Genomic DNA, 15,937 nt, shown 5'->3' with positions numbered 1-15,937 from the left:
ATAAAGCATCAGCAATGATGAACATCGGTTTGATACTTGGTTATCGCTATTTCAAAAAAGAATTGTTAAAGATCCAAGCACGTATTCGCGTGTTTTGAGACAAGCTAACGATAAAACGTCAGCGCACAACACAGTGCACCTCAGAACAAACGCAAAACGAATTGCTTGACGATCATAGAGGCGTTGAACCACCTGATCCCATCCCGAACTCAGAAGTGAAAAGCGCCATCGCCGATGGTAGTGTGGGAGATCCCATGTGAGAGTAGGTCGTCGTCAAGCTTTATATTAAGAAGGCCCTGATAGCTAACGCTGTCAGGGCTTTTTTTCGTCTCAAGGAAATGCAATCTCCATGTGTAAGTAATCCCTTGTTCTTCAATTCGCATGCGCCTGCTTCGTAAGCTCAACGCGTCGACTCGAATTTAAGACAAATGCGAATGAACAACGCCCGTTTTCTTATGCCTTTTATTTTGATCATTATTAACCGCATAAACTTGCTCATCTATTTTTATGAAGCGGAATGTTTTTGTTTAGAGGAAGACGTCAGGAGGAAGTTATAGAAGTGATGTAATTAGCAAGTAGATATAGCGTTTGTTTAGTTCGTGTGTGAGATATTTTTCAATACCTAGTGACGGATATGCTAAATGATTGTGGGGATAAGCGTTATTGTTATGCACAATTTCTTTATATCATGTTTTTGATCCAAGTATTCTTTAATGCTATTTGTCGCTTGGATTGAAGTATTTTTTCATAACTTTTGATATTGTTCTTATCTGGTTTGTTATTTGTTAAACGAAAAAAAACCAGAGTAGAGAACCTACACTGGTTTTATCTAACAATGATGAGTTGACTGCCTACTCGTTATTGCTATTGTTATTTTGACTGGTGCTCAAAGTGTTGTAGTGTGAGTGTGTTTCGTACTCGTCATCTTTCGCATAGATACGTTGCATATAGATACCTGCAATCGCAAGGAAAACCCCCGTTACCGCACTAATAAAGGCCAGTGAGGCAAACCACACTAAAGCAACTAATCCAACAGTTGACTTAGGAACGTCAATCGCTTGCTCTTTATTACTGACGTAAGCCGCAAGACGATAGATTTGGTTTGAGTTAACCAAGCGGTTAATATCATTTTTCAGTAATGTTTGTTCTTGTTTAAGACCATAAATTTGATTATCAATGGCTCTCACTTCTATTTGAATTTCATCATATTGTGCTAGCTGAGAGTCTTTTTCGCTGGCTGATCGCGAAACTGTTCCATTACGGTTTTGAGCAGCTTGCTGAGCAACTTTATCGTAGTTGGTTCTATAGCTATCGCGTTTTTCTTCAAGACCTTTTGTTTGAGATAAAATTTGGTCTTCTAAATAAGCCATGCGCTGACGCCCTAAATCGATACGCTTCTGATAATCTTGTCCGAGTACTTGTAGTTGATCCTGAAGCTGCTGTTCACTTTTGGTTTGTTTAGCAAGTGCATCATCGCCAATAGTCCGATCTGCTACTGTGTACAGACGATTTTCTTTTTCGGTGATTAGTTGGCGATATTTTTTCTCAACAGTTGGGCGTGTAAAGAAGTTAGCATCGTCCATTTCTTGCTGCATTTCTGCTTTAAGTTTGTCTAGCTCTCTTTGTAGTTTTTCTTTATCGTTTTCTGAACCTGCAACATAGCTGTTTAATAAGCCGCGTAAGCGCTTTTGTAAGGCGCTTCTTTCTACATCCCAAGCGTCATAAATTTCACGTTCTTTTTGATTAAGCTCAGTAATTTCTGTTTGATAACCTCGAATTGCTTCGTTATCTGAGCTGAGCTTGGTAATTTGACGATTGATGTATTCTCGTTCTTTTTCTAAGGTTTGATAATATGCTGAGTTCGCATTTTGAATACTGTTTTGGTAATTATTATCTACTTCCAGAGGATCAATAATATCAATATCTTTTTTACGACGATCAAAATCATCGATTTTTCCTTGTAATAATAAGGAGGCATTCTTTTTATCGTCGATGGCAATATTCAAACCAGAAAAGTTACGTTCAAAGCCATTGAGCATGGTTTCAAAGGTGATAGAGGCAAGCAGAACTAGGCCAATAAAGAAGAGGATGCGCCAAGAAGTATGCTTTGCATACATCATAGCTGTAGCCACAGGAATTTTAGAGGCTTCAACTACTGCTACTAGTACGAAAGGTAACGCCGCAACTAATATGCTGCTGTAGTCGCCAAAGTTGAGGGTTCTATCCATTTTATCAAGTTCAGCATAGACAGAAAATGATACGATAATGGAAATAAGAAAGCCGATGCTGACGGCGAGTATTTCCACAACCCAGGCAAATTTTACCAGCCTAACACCGATATTAAAGAGTTTGTGATTTGAGAGTTTATTGTTTGATTCCATGGTTAGAAATGATTTCCTGTACAGTAAGCTGATTTTTACAAATTTAATCATGCGAGTGTTAGATATACATGACAAAAACTGTGACTGGATTCGAAATGTATTTAACTTTTGTTACTTTATGTAAGTCATTGCAGTGAACGAAATTTATGACACCTGATATTTTTATTAAACGGCAATGCAAAGCCCGTACCGTTAAGCGTGAAGAAGTGATTCAATCTTTATGGAGTGGTTATGGTGAAGTGATTCGCTATTCATTGACGGGGAATGATTCTGTCTCTTTTGTTATTGCTAAGCACTGTTCGATACCTTTAGAGGTAGATCACCCTAAAGGCTGGCATTCTAATTACGGGCACCAACGTAAAGTTCGTTCATATGAAGTAGAGCAGAATTGGTATCGAAATTGGGCGTCACGATGCCACATATCGGCTCGTGTCGCACTTTGTTATGGCGATTTTTATGATAAACATACTGGACAGCGATTAACCTTATTGGAAGATTTAGACGCTGCTGGTTATTCAGACCGATATAATGCCCATAATAGTGATTATTTAATCTCTTGTATTAACTGGTTAGCGGCGTTGCATGCAGGCTTTATTTACCAAACGCCTCCTTTAGAGTGGCCGCATGATTTATGGAAAAAGGGGACTTATTGGCACCTCGATACTCGACAGGAAGAATGGTCTGCAATGGCTGAGGGAGAATTGAAATCTTCTGCGGCTGAGCTTGCTAAATATCTTGATCAGGCTTGCTTTAAGACCCTAGTTCATGGCGATGCTAAAGTGGCTAATTTTTGCTTTTCTCCGCCTGATAATCAGGTTGCCGCTGTTGATTTTCAATATACAGGTGGTGGTGTTGGTGTTCAGGACTTAGCGTATCTTTTAGGAAGTGCTTTGTCTGAATCTGAGTTGGCGGAGAATATAGATTATTTGCTGGAGCATTATTTTTCTGAATTGGGACGTGAGTTAATGGCGCAAGGAGAATCACAGGCTTTTGCTCAAGAGGTTATTGAAGAGTGGCAATATCTGTTCCCTATTGCTTGGGCAGATTTTCATCGCTTTATTATGGGTTGGTCACCGACTCATCCTAAGAACACGCCTTTTAGCCAGAAAATCACCGAGCAAGCACTAAGCCAATTAAGACGATCTTAGCGCTCGGTTGGTTTTCGCGGTGGCTTGTGCACTTATAGGATCTTCTGGCCAAGGATGTTTCGGATATCTCCCGCGCATTTCTTTGCGTACTTCTGGGTAAGCTTCACGCCAAAAGAAAGCCAAATCTTGTGTTACCGCAAGCGGTCGCTGTCCCGGTGAAAGCAGTTCAATACGTACGATTTGATTGAGCACGGTTGGGCTATTTGTGTAGCCAAACATTTCTTGAAGTTTCACTCTGAGTGTTGGCTGTTGCTCACAGTAATCAATCGCATGACTCGATCCAGATGGCACAGTGATCCGCGCGGGGACTTTTTGATTAAGAAATTGCTGTTGGTTCCAATCTAGGCGACTTAACAAAATATCGTTTAATGCGAGCTTGCTCATGGCTTGTTGATTGGTCACTTTGCCAAGATAAGGTTCGAGCCATTCTTCTAGCTCATTTAATAAGGCGTCGTCAGAACAATCTGGCCAGAGGTTTTGCTTATCGTGTATAAAGGCGAATTGCATACGCGCTCGTAGTTGCTCGCTGGATTCGTTCCAAGGCAGAACGGCAAGATTTTCTTGGCGAATATATTGGCAAACAGCTTTACAGATATCGGTTGTAGAGGGCTTGCTGAGCTTTTGCTTATCAATGCACAGTTTACCGATCCAGTGTTGTGATTCACTTAATAAACGCGCGTCTTTTTTTGACCACGCGAGATGATTCTTAATACTAAGTAAGTCCGCAAAGTCTTGCGTTAGCATAGCGAGCTGAATCGGATAGGCGAGGAAAATACGATCCTCTTCTTGACCATAATGGCCGCCGATATCCAGTGCAATAAGCCACTCACTTTGTGCGCAAGGATCAAGAGACGACAGGCTTGCTATTCGCCCATTCGCGAGTTTGTAGCGCGTCTTGTCATGGTCTTGTCCAACGCGTTGAGCAATTCTATCCGCAAAAGCTCGAATCAGTAAAAAGGCGATATCGTTTTTATTATCTAATGAAGCTTGTTGAATACTGATCTGCTGACTGCGTCTTTGCCACTGTTGTTGAGCTTTTAAATAGTTCTGTCTCGGGCGTTTGCTCTGCATCTGATTGTGACCTGCTAACCAATTTAATCGATCAGACAAATCGCTATGATGATTCGCAAACGGATCGCCTTCCGACAAAATAGTACAGATGGCGCTGGCTGAATCGCTGTTGTGGTTCTGTTTGCCATCCAACAGTAATCGAGCAAGTCTAGGTTCGATACCGAGACTACTCATTTGCTCACCAAGTGCGCTTAATACTAAGGACGGCTGTGACGTTTGACTCTGTTCAAGAGCTTGCAGGTTGGTTAGCAAGTCGATCGATTGTTGCCAGTGGCTGTTCGGTGGCGGCGTAATCCAATCCAATTCTAAGCGTTCTTGTACGCCCCATTTTGCTAAATCCATTACCAAACTACTGAGGTCGCTGATTTCTATCTGAGGCTGAGCCTGGGGTGCGAGCTGATGTTGCTGACCTTCGCTCCACCAACGATAGCAAATGCCTTCCTCGGTACGTCCAGCTCGCCCCATTCGTTGAATAGTTTCTGCTTGTGTCGCTCGACGAGTGTGTAATCGTGTCGTGGCGGTACTGGCATCAAAGCGAGCTTCGCGACTCAGGCCGCTGTCGATTACCACACGAATGCCATCGATGGTTAAGCTGGTTTGAGCAATAGCAGTGGCGAGTACGATTTTACGATTGGGTGCGATAGTGGGCTCAATAACGGCTTCTTGTTCTTTTAAGCTTAATTCACCATACAAAGGCAAAATGTTTAAATGAGGTTCATGACCTAAGCGTTGTTGAAGCTGGCTTGCCGCCTGACGAATCTCTTTTTGACCTGGCAGGAAAACTAATAGGCTGCCAGACTCTTCGTAAAAGGCTTGGCAAGTGAGACGCACGACTTCATCGGTGATTTGCAATGTCTTGAGTGATTTATTGCTGTAACGCGTAGTGATAGGAAAGCTTCGGCCTTGACTTGTGAGTGTCGGACAGCCAAGTCGTGTTTCGAGTGCTTCTGTATCTAGCGTTGCGGACATGACTAATAGTTTGAGCGGGTCTTCGTCGCGATACAGTTCTCGTGCTTGCAAACACAGAGCAAAAGCCAAATCTGAATGCAGGTTGCGCTCGTGGAATTCATCAAAGATGACCAAGGCAATGTCATCTAAACTTGGATCGTCATGCAACATGCGGGTTAACACGCCCTCGGTGACAACCAATACTTTCGTCTGTGGGCTTTCTTTTCCTTCATGGCGAATGCGATAACCAATGCGTTGTCCAAGCGGTTCTTTCAACGTATCTGCAAGGCGCTTTGCCGCCGCTTTGGCTGCTAAGCGTCTTGGTTCTAACATGATGATCTTACGACCTTTAAGCCAAGTTTCATCCATTAAGGCAATCGGCACTACCGTGGTTTTACCTGCACCGGGAGCGGCTTCTAATATCGCTTCGTGGTGATGAAATAGTTGGTGCTTTAGCTGAGGAATCAGTTGGTAAATTGGCAGTTCGCTGGACATAAGACGGCTCATTAATTCGCTGCGCTCATGATAACGTTTTTAGGCAGTTAGCGCAGTCTCACTTTAGGTCTGTCGATGGAGATATCGCTTTTGCATGTGGCAATGCAGGGTAGGAAGTAGCCGTTTTGCTTTTCTTTTTCGTTTAAGCCGTGAGGTTGTCGATTGGCGTAATCAATTTCACCGGATAACAACGGCGTCAGACAAACACCGCAAACACCATTGGTGCATGCTTGCTTAATCGGGATACCTGCAGACACTAACGCAGTTAGCACGATTTCATCCTTCTCGACTAGAATGGACTGCTCAGGATCTACAAAAGCGAGATGGATCTGTTTCTTCTGAGGGATGAGTTTTTGCTGCACGAGAAGCTTTTCCTTTTGTTAATTGTCTATTAACTTTAACATGATATTAATAGCGCAATAATAGCCGCTTCTCTAGCTTGGTGTGCGTCTAATAACAATGATAATGGATTCCAGCCCAGACAATGACAGAACAACATAAAAAAACCTTATTGGTAGTGGATGACGATCAAGATATTCGTCAGTTGCTTTGTGATGCCTTATCGCAAAAGGGTTATAAGGTATTGGAAGCAGAAAATGGTACTCAGATGTGGCTCCATCTTGAAGCTGAGCCCGTTGATTTAGTGCTGATGGATTTATATCTGCGCGAAGAAGATGGTTTGAATCTCGCTCGTGATATTCGAGAGCGTTTTGCGATGCCAATCATGATGTTAACCGGCAAAGGCGATGAAACAGATCGAATCTTAGGGCTAGAGTTAGCCGCAGACGATTACATGATGAAGCCGTTTAATTTACGTGAACTCACGGCGCGGATTCATGCTTTGTTGCGTCGTTCTTACCAAGTGCCACCAACGACGGGAAGTACGATTAATCAAGATCACGAATGTTTAAAATTTGGTAGCTGGACGTTGGATTTAACCGCGCGTCTTTTGCATGATCCAAACGGCAAGCTGGTGACCTTAACTTTGGGCGAGTTTTCTCTGTTGGAAGTGTTAGCTCGGCATCCAGATCGTATTTTTTCTCGTGAACAATTAATAGAGCAAAGCCGAGGCTTAGAAACCGAGGTGTTTGATCGAACCGTTGATGTATTGATTCTACGCCTAAGACGAAAGATAGAGGCGAACCCTAAAACGCCGGAGTTCATTAAAACGCAACGTGGACTCGGTTATTTTTTCCAAGGCCCAGTGCGGATTAATTAGATGCGCTTTACCAGTATCCGCCAAAAAGCTTCTTTGTCTATCTTAGCGATTAGCTTGGTGGCATTTTTTATGGTTGGAATTGGCTGGCAATCTATGCGGGTCAGTGAAGCCTCTTTGTCTGAATTCGAATCAGAAACCCTACCTGAAATCAGTACTTCTTTAACCTTAGCCGAAGGTGTAGCTCAGTTGGCTGCCATTGCGCCTTATACCGCAGGTTCGGGTCGTCCTTTCCAGTTACAAACTGAATCTGAGCGCATTCATCGGCGTATTCTTGAGCTTCGTGGCGTTGCAGACAGTTTGACGGATTCTGTCTTTCAACGTGATATCGACGAGCGATTAGACGATCTACAAACCACACTTGAAGAGCTTGTCGCCTTGGTGAGAGAAGAACTGTACTTGCGCGAAGACAGTTTGGCTCAGCAATTTCGTATTCGTCAGTTGCCGGTTAATGATGAACCTGCCAGCGTGGACAGTCAGCAAGGGTTGGTCTGGTTACTGCAATTATTAGAATCGCCGAGTTTGGTGCCAGAGAGCATATTGAAGAGCTTAAAACTCTCGGAGCAAAACGAGCAAGTAGCGAGCATTGCAGAAGACTTACTGATGGCGCACAGGCGTTTGAATCAAATCCAAGAACGTAAAAACTATCTACTGATTTCTATTCGCGCCAAATCCGAACAGCTGAGTAAACAAGTCAGTGATTTTGTGGGCGGATTGCAAAAGAAAGTGAGTCGTCAGCGACAAGCTGTGTCTTCGTTTGTTGCCCGTGGTCAAAACTGGATTATTGGTATTTCTGTGTTTCTCTTGTTGGGTCTGACGCGTTTGTATTGGTATAGCCAGCGCATGACCAAAGATTTAGGCGTAGTTACCAACGATATGGAACAGCTTTCCTTAGGTCGTGTTGATTCAAAACACACCGGAATACGTCGTAATGACGAAATAGGCACGTTAGCCGATACGTTCGAAGTGTTCCGCCGTGATGCGTTACGGCGTTTGGAAGTCACCGCCGAATTGTCGGAACAGAAACGCTTGCTCGAAACCATTTTCGACAACATGAATGATGGCCTGAGTGTATTTTCCTCAAAAGGCACTCTGATTGCTTGGAACTCGGGTTATCAGACATTGTTTGATTTATCGGACGATGATTTGAGTGTCGGCATGTCGATTGACGAAGTGCAAAGACTGATAAACCGAGGGCAACACAAAAATCTGAACTTAGAAAACCAGCAGGTTCACATGGAAGAGGTGAACGTCTCTCGTCATTTGCGTTTTCAAAGTTTCGAGCGTCATTTTGATTCGGGAAAAATTATCGAGTTTCGTTCCAAGCCGATGCCTGAAGGGGGTTTTGTTACCTTGTATACGGATTTAACCGAGCGTAAGAGTGTTGAAAGTCAGTTACGTCAGGCGCAGAAAATGGAGATGCTAGGACAACTGACAGGTGGCGTTGCCCATGACTTTAATAATCTCTTGGCAGCGATTATGGGGAATCTACAAATGCTGTCTGACTCGCGCCCACAAACCACCGATCAAGCCCGTTACATAGAGCGAGCGCTTGTTGTTTCGGAGAAAAGTAGCAACCTAGTGCAGCGTTTATTGGCGTTTAGTCGTCGTCAGCAGCTTTTCCCAGTGTCGATTGGTATTGATGATTTGATCGAAGGTATGCTGGATTTGGTTGAATACAGTGTTGGTTCGCATATTGTCGTCGAGAGTGATTTGCAATGCCCTGGTGTGGTGAGTCTGATTGATCCGTCTCAGCTAGAAAATGCCTTATTGAATTTATCCTTGAATAGCGCCAGTGCTATGCCTGATGGCGGCCGTTTAGCCTTTTCAACTAAGTTATGTACTTTGCCAGACAGTGAGGTTCCTGCGATTCGTATTCGAGTAGAAGATTCAGGCGAAGGTATTGACGATGATGTGATTGGTCGCATTTTTGAGCCTTTCTTTACCACTAAACCAGTCGGCAAGGGCAGTGGTTTGGGTTTGAGTATGATTTATGGTTTTGTGAAACAAAGCGGAGGTGAAATCAAAGTGACCTCTGAAAAAGGCAAATGGACGCGTGTTTGCCTGTTCTTACCTCAACAAATTACATCGATTGATCTTTTAGCAGAAGATAAAAGGGCATTCGAAGAAAAAGCGAGCAAACAAGACATCATTCTTTTACCGGAGTTTAGTTTAGTGTGGTTGGTGGAAGATGATGAAGATGTGTGTCGAGTGATGCGCGAGCAATTGGAAAAAATGGGCTTTATGGTGCAAACCTTTGATTGTGCAGAAGCTGTGATGAACGCATTAAGTAAGGCGATTGTTCCTGATGCCATTGTTTCGGATGTAAACCTAGCAGGAACCATGAGTGGCGTTGAGCTGGCGCACAGTCTGAACTCCGATTCGTTTGGCTTTACCGGACCAATATTACTGATGTCTGGTTTGCCAAGAGACGAATTGAAACAAAAATATCAATTAAAAGATGAAGATTTATTTATTTCAAAACCTTTTACCATCAAGGAGTTAAGTGGAATATTTCAGATCGAATATTGAATTGTTACAAATATTACAAAAAAAGATTAAATGATGAAATTATTCATTAGTTTTTTATCTTCATAGTGTTTTATCAAAGCAGAGTCGGGGCTGGATCTGTTTTTGAATGGCATCGCTGCCAATAATAAAAACAAAAATTGGAGTTATAAAAACAATGAAATTCATGCATCTTATTCCGTACAAAAAATTAGCTTGTCTAGTGGCTGCTGGCACACTGTCTACAGTGGCTATGGCAGAAACACCAATCATAGGTTTAATCACCAAAACCAATACCAACCCATTCTTCGTAAAAATGAAAGAAGGCGCACAGCAAAAAGCCACTGAGCTTGGTGTTGAATTGCGTACCTTTGCCGGTCGCTACGATGGCGATAACGAAACTCAGGTTCAAGCAATCGAAAATCTAATTTCCGCTGGTGCTAAAGGTATTCTTATTACACCTAGCGATACCGCAGCTATTGTTCCCACTATTCAAAAAGCACGTGATGCAGGCTTGCTTGTTATCGCTTTAGACACCGCCCTTAGCCCTGCTAGTGCAGCAGACATGACATTTGCAACGGATAACTTTAAAGCCGGCGAAATGATTGGTATGTGGGCAAAAGCGAAAATGGGCGATAAAGCTAAAGACGCTAAAATCGCCATGTTAGATTTGAGCACAAGCCAGATTACTGTAGACGTTGCACGTGACCAAGGTTTCTTGCAAGGTTTTGGTATCGATCTTAAAAATCCCAATCGCATGGGCGATGAAACAGACCCACGTATTGTTGGCAACGATGTGACTCAAGGTTCTGAAGAAGGCGGCCGTCGTGCGATGGAAAACCTACTTCAAAAAGACCCAGAAATTAACTTGGTTTATACCATTAACGAACCGGCTGCTGCTGGTGCGTATGAAGCATTGAAATCTTTCGGACTTGAAAAAGACGTATTGATCGTTTCTGTTGATGGTGGTTGCCCAGGTGTTCGTAATATCAAAGATGGCGTTATCGGCGCTACTTCTATGCAATTCCCTCTTAAAATGGCCTCTGAAGGTGTAACAGCGATTGTTGAGTTTGCTAAATCTGGCTCACGTCCTTCTGCGTCAAATGGTCTAGATTTCTTCGATACAGGCGTTCAGTTAATTACTGATGAACCAGTGAAAGGTGTTAACTCTGTTAGCTCTACAACTGGTTTGGCGATGTGTTGGGGTTAATCAATCTCTTGTGATAGATGGGTGTGAAGGTGCCCTTATTTACCGTTAGCCGGGAGTTTGGCTAACGGTACTTTTTCTGTCTAGCGCAATGTTTCCTGTCTGGAGTAGTCTATGAGTTCTACCAACCCAAAACCGTCCACAGCGGTACTTGATCACGATAAAGTCGCGGATCAGGCCAGCACATATGTTGCTAAGTTTGAGCGCCGTGAAACCCCTTTGCAGCGCTTCAAGAAGTTTCTTCATCATTATCCAATTGCTGCGCCTTTGATTGTGTTGCTGTTGGCTGTTATCAGTTTTAGTGTCATTGTCGGTGACCGTTTTTTGCACCCATTTAATTTGTCATTAGTGCTACAGCAAGTGACTATTATTGGCGTGATTGGTGTAGCGCAGACATTGATTATCTTAACCGCAGGCATTGACTTGTCTGTAGGTGCCATAATGGTTCTGACCTCCGTTGTTATGGGGCGGATGGCGGTAAACCATGGTATTGATCCAAGTTTGTCGATTTTGATAGGTATTGGGGTTGGTGCTTTAGCGGGCTTTATTAATGGTTTATTGATAACGCGCTTAAAAATACCGCCTTTTATTGCGACTTTGGGTTCTTGGAATGTGTTCTTTGCGCTGAATCTTTGGTACTCAAAAAGTGAAACCATTCGCTCGCAGGACATCAGTAATATTGCGCCATTGTTGCAATGGACAGGCCAAACAATTGATTTCTTCGGGGCAAGACTGACTTATGGGTCCCTGTTGATGTTGGGGATTTTCTTTCTTATTTGGTACGCCCTAAATTGGACAGCATGGGGGCGTCATGTTTACGCCACGGGTGATGATCCAGAAGCCGCGAAATTAGCAGGCATTCGTACCACTCGTATTTTGATGTCTGTCTATGTTTTGGCTGGCGTGGTGTGTGCTATCGGTGCATGGGTACTTATTGGTCGTATTGGTTCGGTCAGTCCACAAGCGGGCACTATGACAAACCTCGACAGTATTACTGCGGTGGTTATTGGTGGCTGTAGTCTATTTGGTGGGCGAGGTTCTATTTATGGGACGCTTATTGGCGCCTTGGTTGTTGGTGTCTTCCGAAATGGGTTAGCGCTTGCTGGTGTTGATGTGCTATGGCAAGAGTTTACTGTCGGTATTTTGATTATTTCGGCTGTGGGCATTGATCAGTGGATTCGAAGAGGGACAGCATAATGACTGCACAATACGATAAAACTCCAGTGTTACAAACAAAGAATTTGGTCAAACGCTATGGCAGTGTGACCGCCATTGACCATGCTGACTTTGAACTCTACCCAGGTGAAATATTAGCGGTGATTGGTGATAACGGCGCTGGTAAATCTTCCTTGATCAAAGCCTTGTCTGGCGCTTTGATTCCTGACGAAGGCGAGATTTTATTAGATGGCAAACCTGTGCATTTCTCTTCACCAATGGAAGCTCGCGCGTTAGGCATCGAAACCGTTTATCAAAATTTAGCGGTATCACCGGCATTAAACATTGCGGACAATTTGTTCTTGGGAAGAGAGCTGCGTAAGCCTGGTATTTTGGGTTCGGTGTTCCGTATGCTTGATAAGAAAGAAATGGAGCGCCGCGCTAAGGATAAAATGACCGAGCTGGGCTTAATGACTATTCAAAATATCAGCCAAGCGGTTGAGTCACTTTCGGGTGGTCAGCGTCAGGGTGTGGCGGTTGCTCGTTCGGCCTTGTTTGGTAGCAAAGTGGTGATAATGGATGAGCCAACCGCAGCGCTTGGTGTAAAAGAATCTCGTCGAGTGTTGAACTTGATCAAAGAGGTCCGTGATCGCGGATTACCAATTATCTTGATTAGCCATAACATGCCGCATGTGTTTGAGGTCGCAGATCGTATCCACATCCATCGTTTGGGTAAGCGAGCTGCCATAGTTACGCCTCAGTCTCATACTATGTCCGACGCCGTTGCCATTATGACGGGTGCGATGGAAGTTAGTGAGTCAGAGGAAGAAGCGGCCTAAGATAAAAGCCCAGTCGCTATTTTTATCTTCCATCAGGTAGGGCAAAATAGCGGCCTTTCATCAGGGGAAACAAAATGAGCCTAATTAAACAGTCAATATCGCGTTTTCATAAAGCGCGACAGCTTTGGAAGGGCTATCGCCTGATGCCAAGCCTATTGGCGGTTTCTATTGTCGCCGTTTCACTTTCCCCTTTGGCTTCACAATCCTCAGAGCCTCAGCCACTTAAATCGATTGGTATTAGTGTTGCTGATTTGGGCAATCCTTACTTTGTCCAGCTAGTGGACACGGTTTCATCAAAAGCGGAAGAGCTGGCGGGTGAGCCAGTAAAAATGCTTATTCGTTCAGATGCGTATGATTGGCAACGACAAATAAGCCAAATCAACGACTTTATTGAGCAAAAAGTTGATTTGATCATATTAACCGCTGCGGATGAATACAAGGTCGCAGCCGTCGTCGCAAAAGCTCAACGAGCTGGTATTAAAGTGATCGCGGTGGATGTGAATGCCCAAGGTGCAGACGCGACTATTACGACAGATAATGTACAGGCTGGCGCTATAGCATGTGAAAAATTGGCGGAGAAAATTGGCTACCAAGGTGACTTTGTCATTATTAATGGCGTCTTAGTATCGTCTGTTATTGAGCGAGTCGCTGGTTGTAAATCCGCATTAAATAAATACCCAGATATCACGCTGTTAAGCGATCGAATGAACGGTACAGGCAGTGTCGAGGGCGGAATGGAAGCCATGACGTATTTAATGGAAGAATACCATCACATCGATGCGGTATTTACTATTAATGATCCAACAGCATTTGGTGCTTTGCGTGCTGCTCAACAAGCGAATCGTAATGAATTCGTATTGGCGTCGATTGACGGTGCGCCATTTGCTGCCGAGATTATCAAGCAAAAAGGTAACCCTTGGATTGCTACGGCTGTCCAGCGTCCTATTCCAATGGCGGAAAAAGCCATCGAAATTGGTATGGATCTATTAAAAGGTAAAGACGTTACTCAGCGTTTTATTTTGATTCCTTCAACGTTAATTGAGAAAAACTAATCTCTATTCCATCTTGGTCTTTTATTACAAGGACGTTAAGCTAGTGGCCTTCGTGAAAGAGGCTATGAATGGACACTTCGACGTTATTCTTACAAATTTTTAATACAGTCTTCCCTTTGGCCAGCATAGTGCTGGTGGCATTTTTATATGCACGAGTTCGCCCAACTGACATGACGGTGGCGAATCGTATTAATATTAGTGTCTTTTGTCCTGCGCTGATTTTTTCAGTTATGGCGTCGAAAGATTTCCACATAGCTCAATATGTCGATCTGATTATCGCGGCCACAGTTGTTGTTTTAGGCTCAGGATTACTCGTTTGGCCTCTTTGTAAGTGGCTAAAAATCTCGCCAAAGACATTGGTTCCGCCAATGATGTTTAATAACAGTGGTAACTTAGGTATTCCATTGATTGTGTTGGCGTTTGGTGAATCCGCTTTGCCTATCGCTGTAGTGCTGTTTCTCACCGAAAACTTGCTGCATTTTACTGTTGGCATGTATTTGCTCAATCCAAAAACCAACCTCCTTAATGTGCTAAAAATGCCGATGATCATCGCGACGATACTTGGTTTAGTTTGGAGTTTACAAGGTTGGACGGTAATCCCTGCAGTGAAGGTGTCTGTGGATATGATGGGGCAAATAGCCATTCCTCTGATGCTATTTGCGCTTGGTGTTCGTATGACGAATGTGGACTTTAGTGAGTGGAAGCTTGGTGTTATCAGCGGCTTTTTATGTCCGTTAAGCGGTCTGATAATTGCTGCTATTTGGTATTATGTTGTTGGCATGTCTCCGGAAAACTTCGCCTATTTGTTGATCTTTGCCTGTTTACCGCCTGCCGTGTTGAATTACATGGTGGCGGAGTTATACCAACAAGAGCCACATAAAGTGGCGTCGATTGTGTTGATTAGTAATTTGATGAGTGTAGGTATCATCCCTTGTGTGTTGTTTTATGTTTTATAAATCCGTATTAGGAGAAAAAGCATGATGGTGCAAATTGGCTTAATCGCTTTATTGGTGGTGGCTTACATCATTGTTTCTCGCATCTTGAAATCCAGTGTCAATTTATTAGGACAAAAGAAATTTGCGAACGAAGTGCGAATAACCTACGTTTCGAAAATGCTCAACCTTGGTTTTACAGCGATTTTTGTTTTGTTGATTTGTTTGGTTCTTGGTATTGGTTATGGTCAGCTAGCGATATTCTTCTCGTCTGTGTTTGCCGTGGTGGGTGTGGCGCTGTTTGCTCAATGGTCGATTTTAAGCAACATTACTGCTAGCTTGATTATCTTCTTTGGTTTTCCTTATCGAGTGGGGGATTGGGTCAAGGTTGTAGATAAAGACGATGAGATCTTAGGGCAAGTGTTAGAAATATCGACCTTCCATGTCATTATTCATCGGTTGTCAGGCGATATAGTGACTTATCCAAACAGTTTGATTCTACAAAAAGCGGTTATACGCTTTGAAAGTCGAGAAGCAGCGCAGGCAATGAGTCAATTTACAGCATCTAGCACTTCAACTAATAAAGTTGAGGACCAAAGTGCTTCTTCTTAACGTTGAGTGAAAAACAATCAATTTTTTAAGATTTCAGATATTTGTGTCATACTAAGAGGCTTTCATCTTTAAGAAAGGAAGTCTCTTGTGAAATCCGATCCTGAGTCTTTGTTAAAAAATAATGATGCGCTTATTCATTCAGATGCGCTGAAAGTGAAATCTCATGCCCAACGCCCCCAAGAAGACTGGGTGCTTCACACCTTAATGATAGAAGGCTACGATGTGCCTTTTCGTTTCAAACGCCAAGGCAAATATCGTACCTTGCGTGGTGCTCGCGTCAATCTAACCTACTATCCAACACAAGAAATGGTCGCGGGAATTCCTGTTGAGATCATGAAGGTTGTGCGAGTAAAACGAACTTAATTAGCAAGTG

The 15,937-nt window shown here is 43.3% G+C and carries 13 protein-coding genes and 1 rRNA gene; 11 read left to right on the top strand and 3 right to left on the bottom strand.

Annotated features, from left to right (window positions below; all coding sequences use genetic code 11):
* Window positions 1-164: 164 nt before the first annotated feature.
* Window positions 165-279 (top strand): 5S ribosomal RNA (gene rrf, locus BUA59_RS21700).
* Between the two features lie 572 nt (window positions 280-851).
* On the opposite strand, the gene BUA59_RS21695 is transcribed toward rrf, so the two are convergent.
* The gene (locus tag BUA59_RS21695; RefSeq protein ID WP_072842043.1) at window positions 852-2,381 is read right to left on the bottom strand and encodes an AAA family ATPase; all 1,530 of its coding nucleotides are present in this window, start codon (window positions 2,379-2,381) and stop codon (window positions 852-854) included.
* Between the two features lie 146 nt (window positions 2,382-2,527).
* Between BUA59_RS21695 and BUA59_RS21690 the strand changes: the two genes are divergently transcribed.
* Window positions 2,528-3,529: an aminoglycoside phosphotransferase family protein gene (locus BUA59_RS21690; RefSeq protein WP_072842041.1), complete on the top strand. Its 1,002-nt coding sequence runs from the start codon at window positions 2,528-2,530 to the stop codon at window positions 3,527-3,529.
* On the opposite strand, the gene hrpB is transcribed toward BUA59_RS21690, so the two are convergent.
* Together hrpB and BUA59_RS21680 are read right to left on the bottom strand one after the other, a co-directional pair.
* Window positions 3,515-6,043: an ATP-dependent helicase HrpB gene (hrpB, locus tag BUA59_RS21685; RefSeq protein WP_084122635.1), complete on the bottom strand. Its 2,529-nt coding sequence runs from the start codon at window positions 6,041-6,043 to the stop codon at window positions 3,515-3,517. The two genes, BUA59_RS21690 and hrpB, sit on opposite strands and share 15 nt — an antisense overlap.
* A gap of 47 nt (window positions 6,044-6,090) precedes the next feature.
* Window positions 6,091-6,405, bottom strand: coding sequence for a 2Fe-2S iron-sulfur cluster-binding protein (locus BUA59_RS21680; protein WP_232617202.1), 315 nt, complete (start codon window positions 6,403-6,405; stop codon window positions 6,091-6,093).
* Between the two features lie 122 nt (window positions 6,406-6,527).
* Between BUA59_RS21680 and BUA59_RS21675 the strand changes: the two genes are divergently transcribed.
* The 9 genes from BUA59_RS21675 (at window position 6,528) to BUA59_RS21635 (ending at window position 15,927) form a co-directional block, all read left to right on the top strand.
* The gene (locus tag BUA59_RS21675; protein WP_072842038.1) at window positions 6,528-7,262 is read left to right on the top strand and encodes a response regulator; all 735 of its coding nucleotides are present in this window, start codon (window positions 6,528-6,530) and stop codon (window positions 7,260-7,262) included.
* A complete protein-coding gene (locus BUA59_RS21670; protein WP_072842036.1) occupies window positions 7,263-9,791 on the top strand; it encodes a PAS-domain containing protein in 2,529 nt (842 codons plus the stop codon).
* Between the two features lie 154 nt (window positions 9,792-9,945).
* Entirely contained in the window at window positions 9,946-10,977 is a 1,032-nt protein-coding gene (locus BUA59_RS21665) for a sugar ABC transporter substrate-binding protein (protein ID WP_072842034.1), read from the top strand.
* Window positions 10,978-11,088: 111 nt separating this feature from the next.
* Complete coding sequence (locus BUA59_RS21660; RefSeq protein WP_072842032.1) at window positions 11,089-12,171, top strand: ABC transporter permease; 1,083 nt, start codon at window positions 11,089-11,091, stop codon at window positions 12,169-12,171.
* The gene (locus tag BUA59_RS21655) at window positions 12,171-12,968 is read left to right on the top strand and encodes an ATP-binding cassette domain-containing protein (RefSeq protein WP_072842030.1); all 798 of its coding nucleotides are present in this window, start codon (window positions 12,171-12,173) and stop codon (window positions 12,966-12,968) included. Before BUA59_RS21660 ends, BUA59_RS21655 begins: the two co-directional genes overlap by 1 nt.
* Before the next feature lie 74 nt (window positions 12,969-13,042).
* On the top strand, window positions 13,043-14,020 hold the full coding sequence (locus tag BUA59_RS21650) for a substrate-binding domain-containing protein (RefSeq protein WP_084122633.1): 978 nt from the start codon (window positions 13,043-13,045) through the stop codon (window positions 14,018-14,020).
* A 68-nt stretch (window positions 14,021-14,088) separates the two neighbouring features.
* Window positions 14,089-14,976 (top strand): AEC family transporter, encoded by an 888-nt coding sequence (locus BUA59_RS21645; protein WP_072842028.1) that lies wholly within the window; start codon window positions 14,089-14,091, stop codon window positions 14,974-14,976.
* Window positions 14,977-14,997: 21 nt separating this feature from the next.
* Window positions 14,998-15,564: a mechanosensitive ion channel domain-containing protein gene (locus tag BUA59_RS21640; protein WP_072842026.1), complete on the top strand. Its 567-nt coding sequence runs from the start codon at window positions 14,998-15,000 to the stop codon at window positions 15,562-15,564.
* 87 nt (window positions 15,565-15,651) lie between these two features.
* Entirely contained in the window at window positions 15,652-15,927 is a 276-nt protein-coding gene (locus tag BUA59_RS21635; protein WP_072842024.1) for a hypothetical protein, read from the top strand.
* Window positions 15,928-15,937: the final 10 nt, after the last annotated feature.

It is taken from the genome of Marinomonas polaris DSM 16579 (genome assembly GCF_900129155.1).
Classification (GTDB): domain Bacteria; phylum Pseudomonadota; class Gammaproteobacteria; order Pseudomonadales; family Marinomonadaceae; genus Marinomonas; species Marinomonas polaris.
The sequence above is the reverse complement of the archived record's forward strand: the minus strand, read 5'-3'. Positions and strand labels throughout refer to the sequence as shown.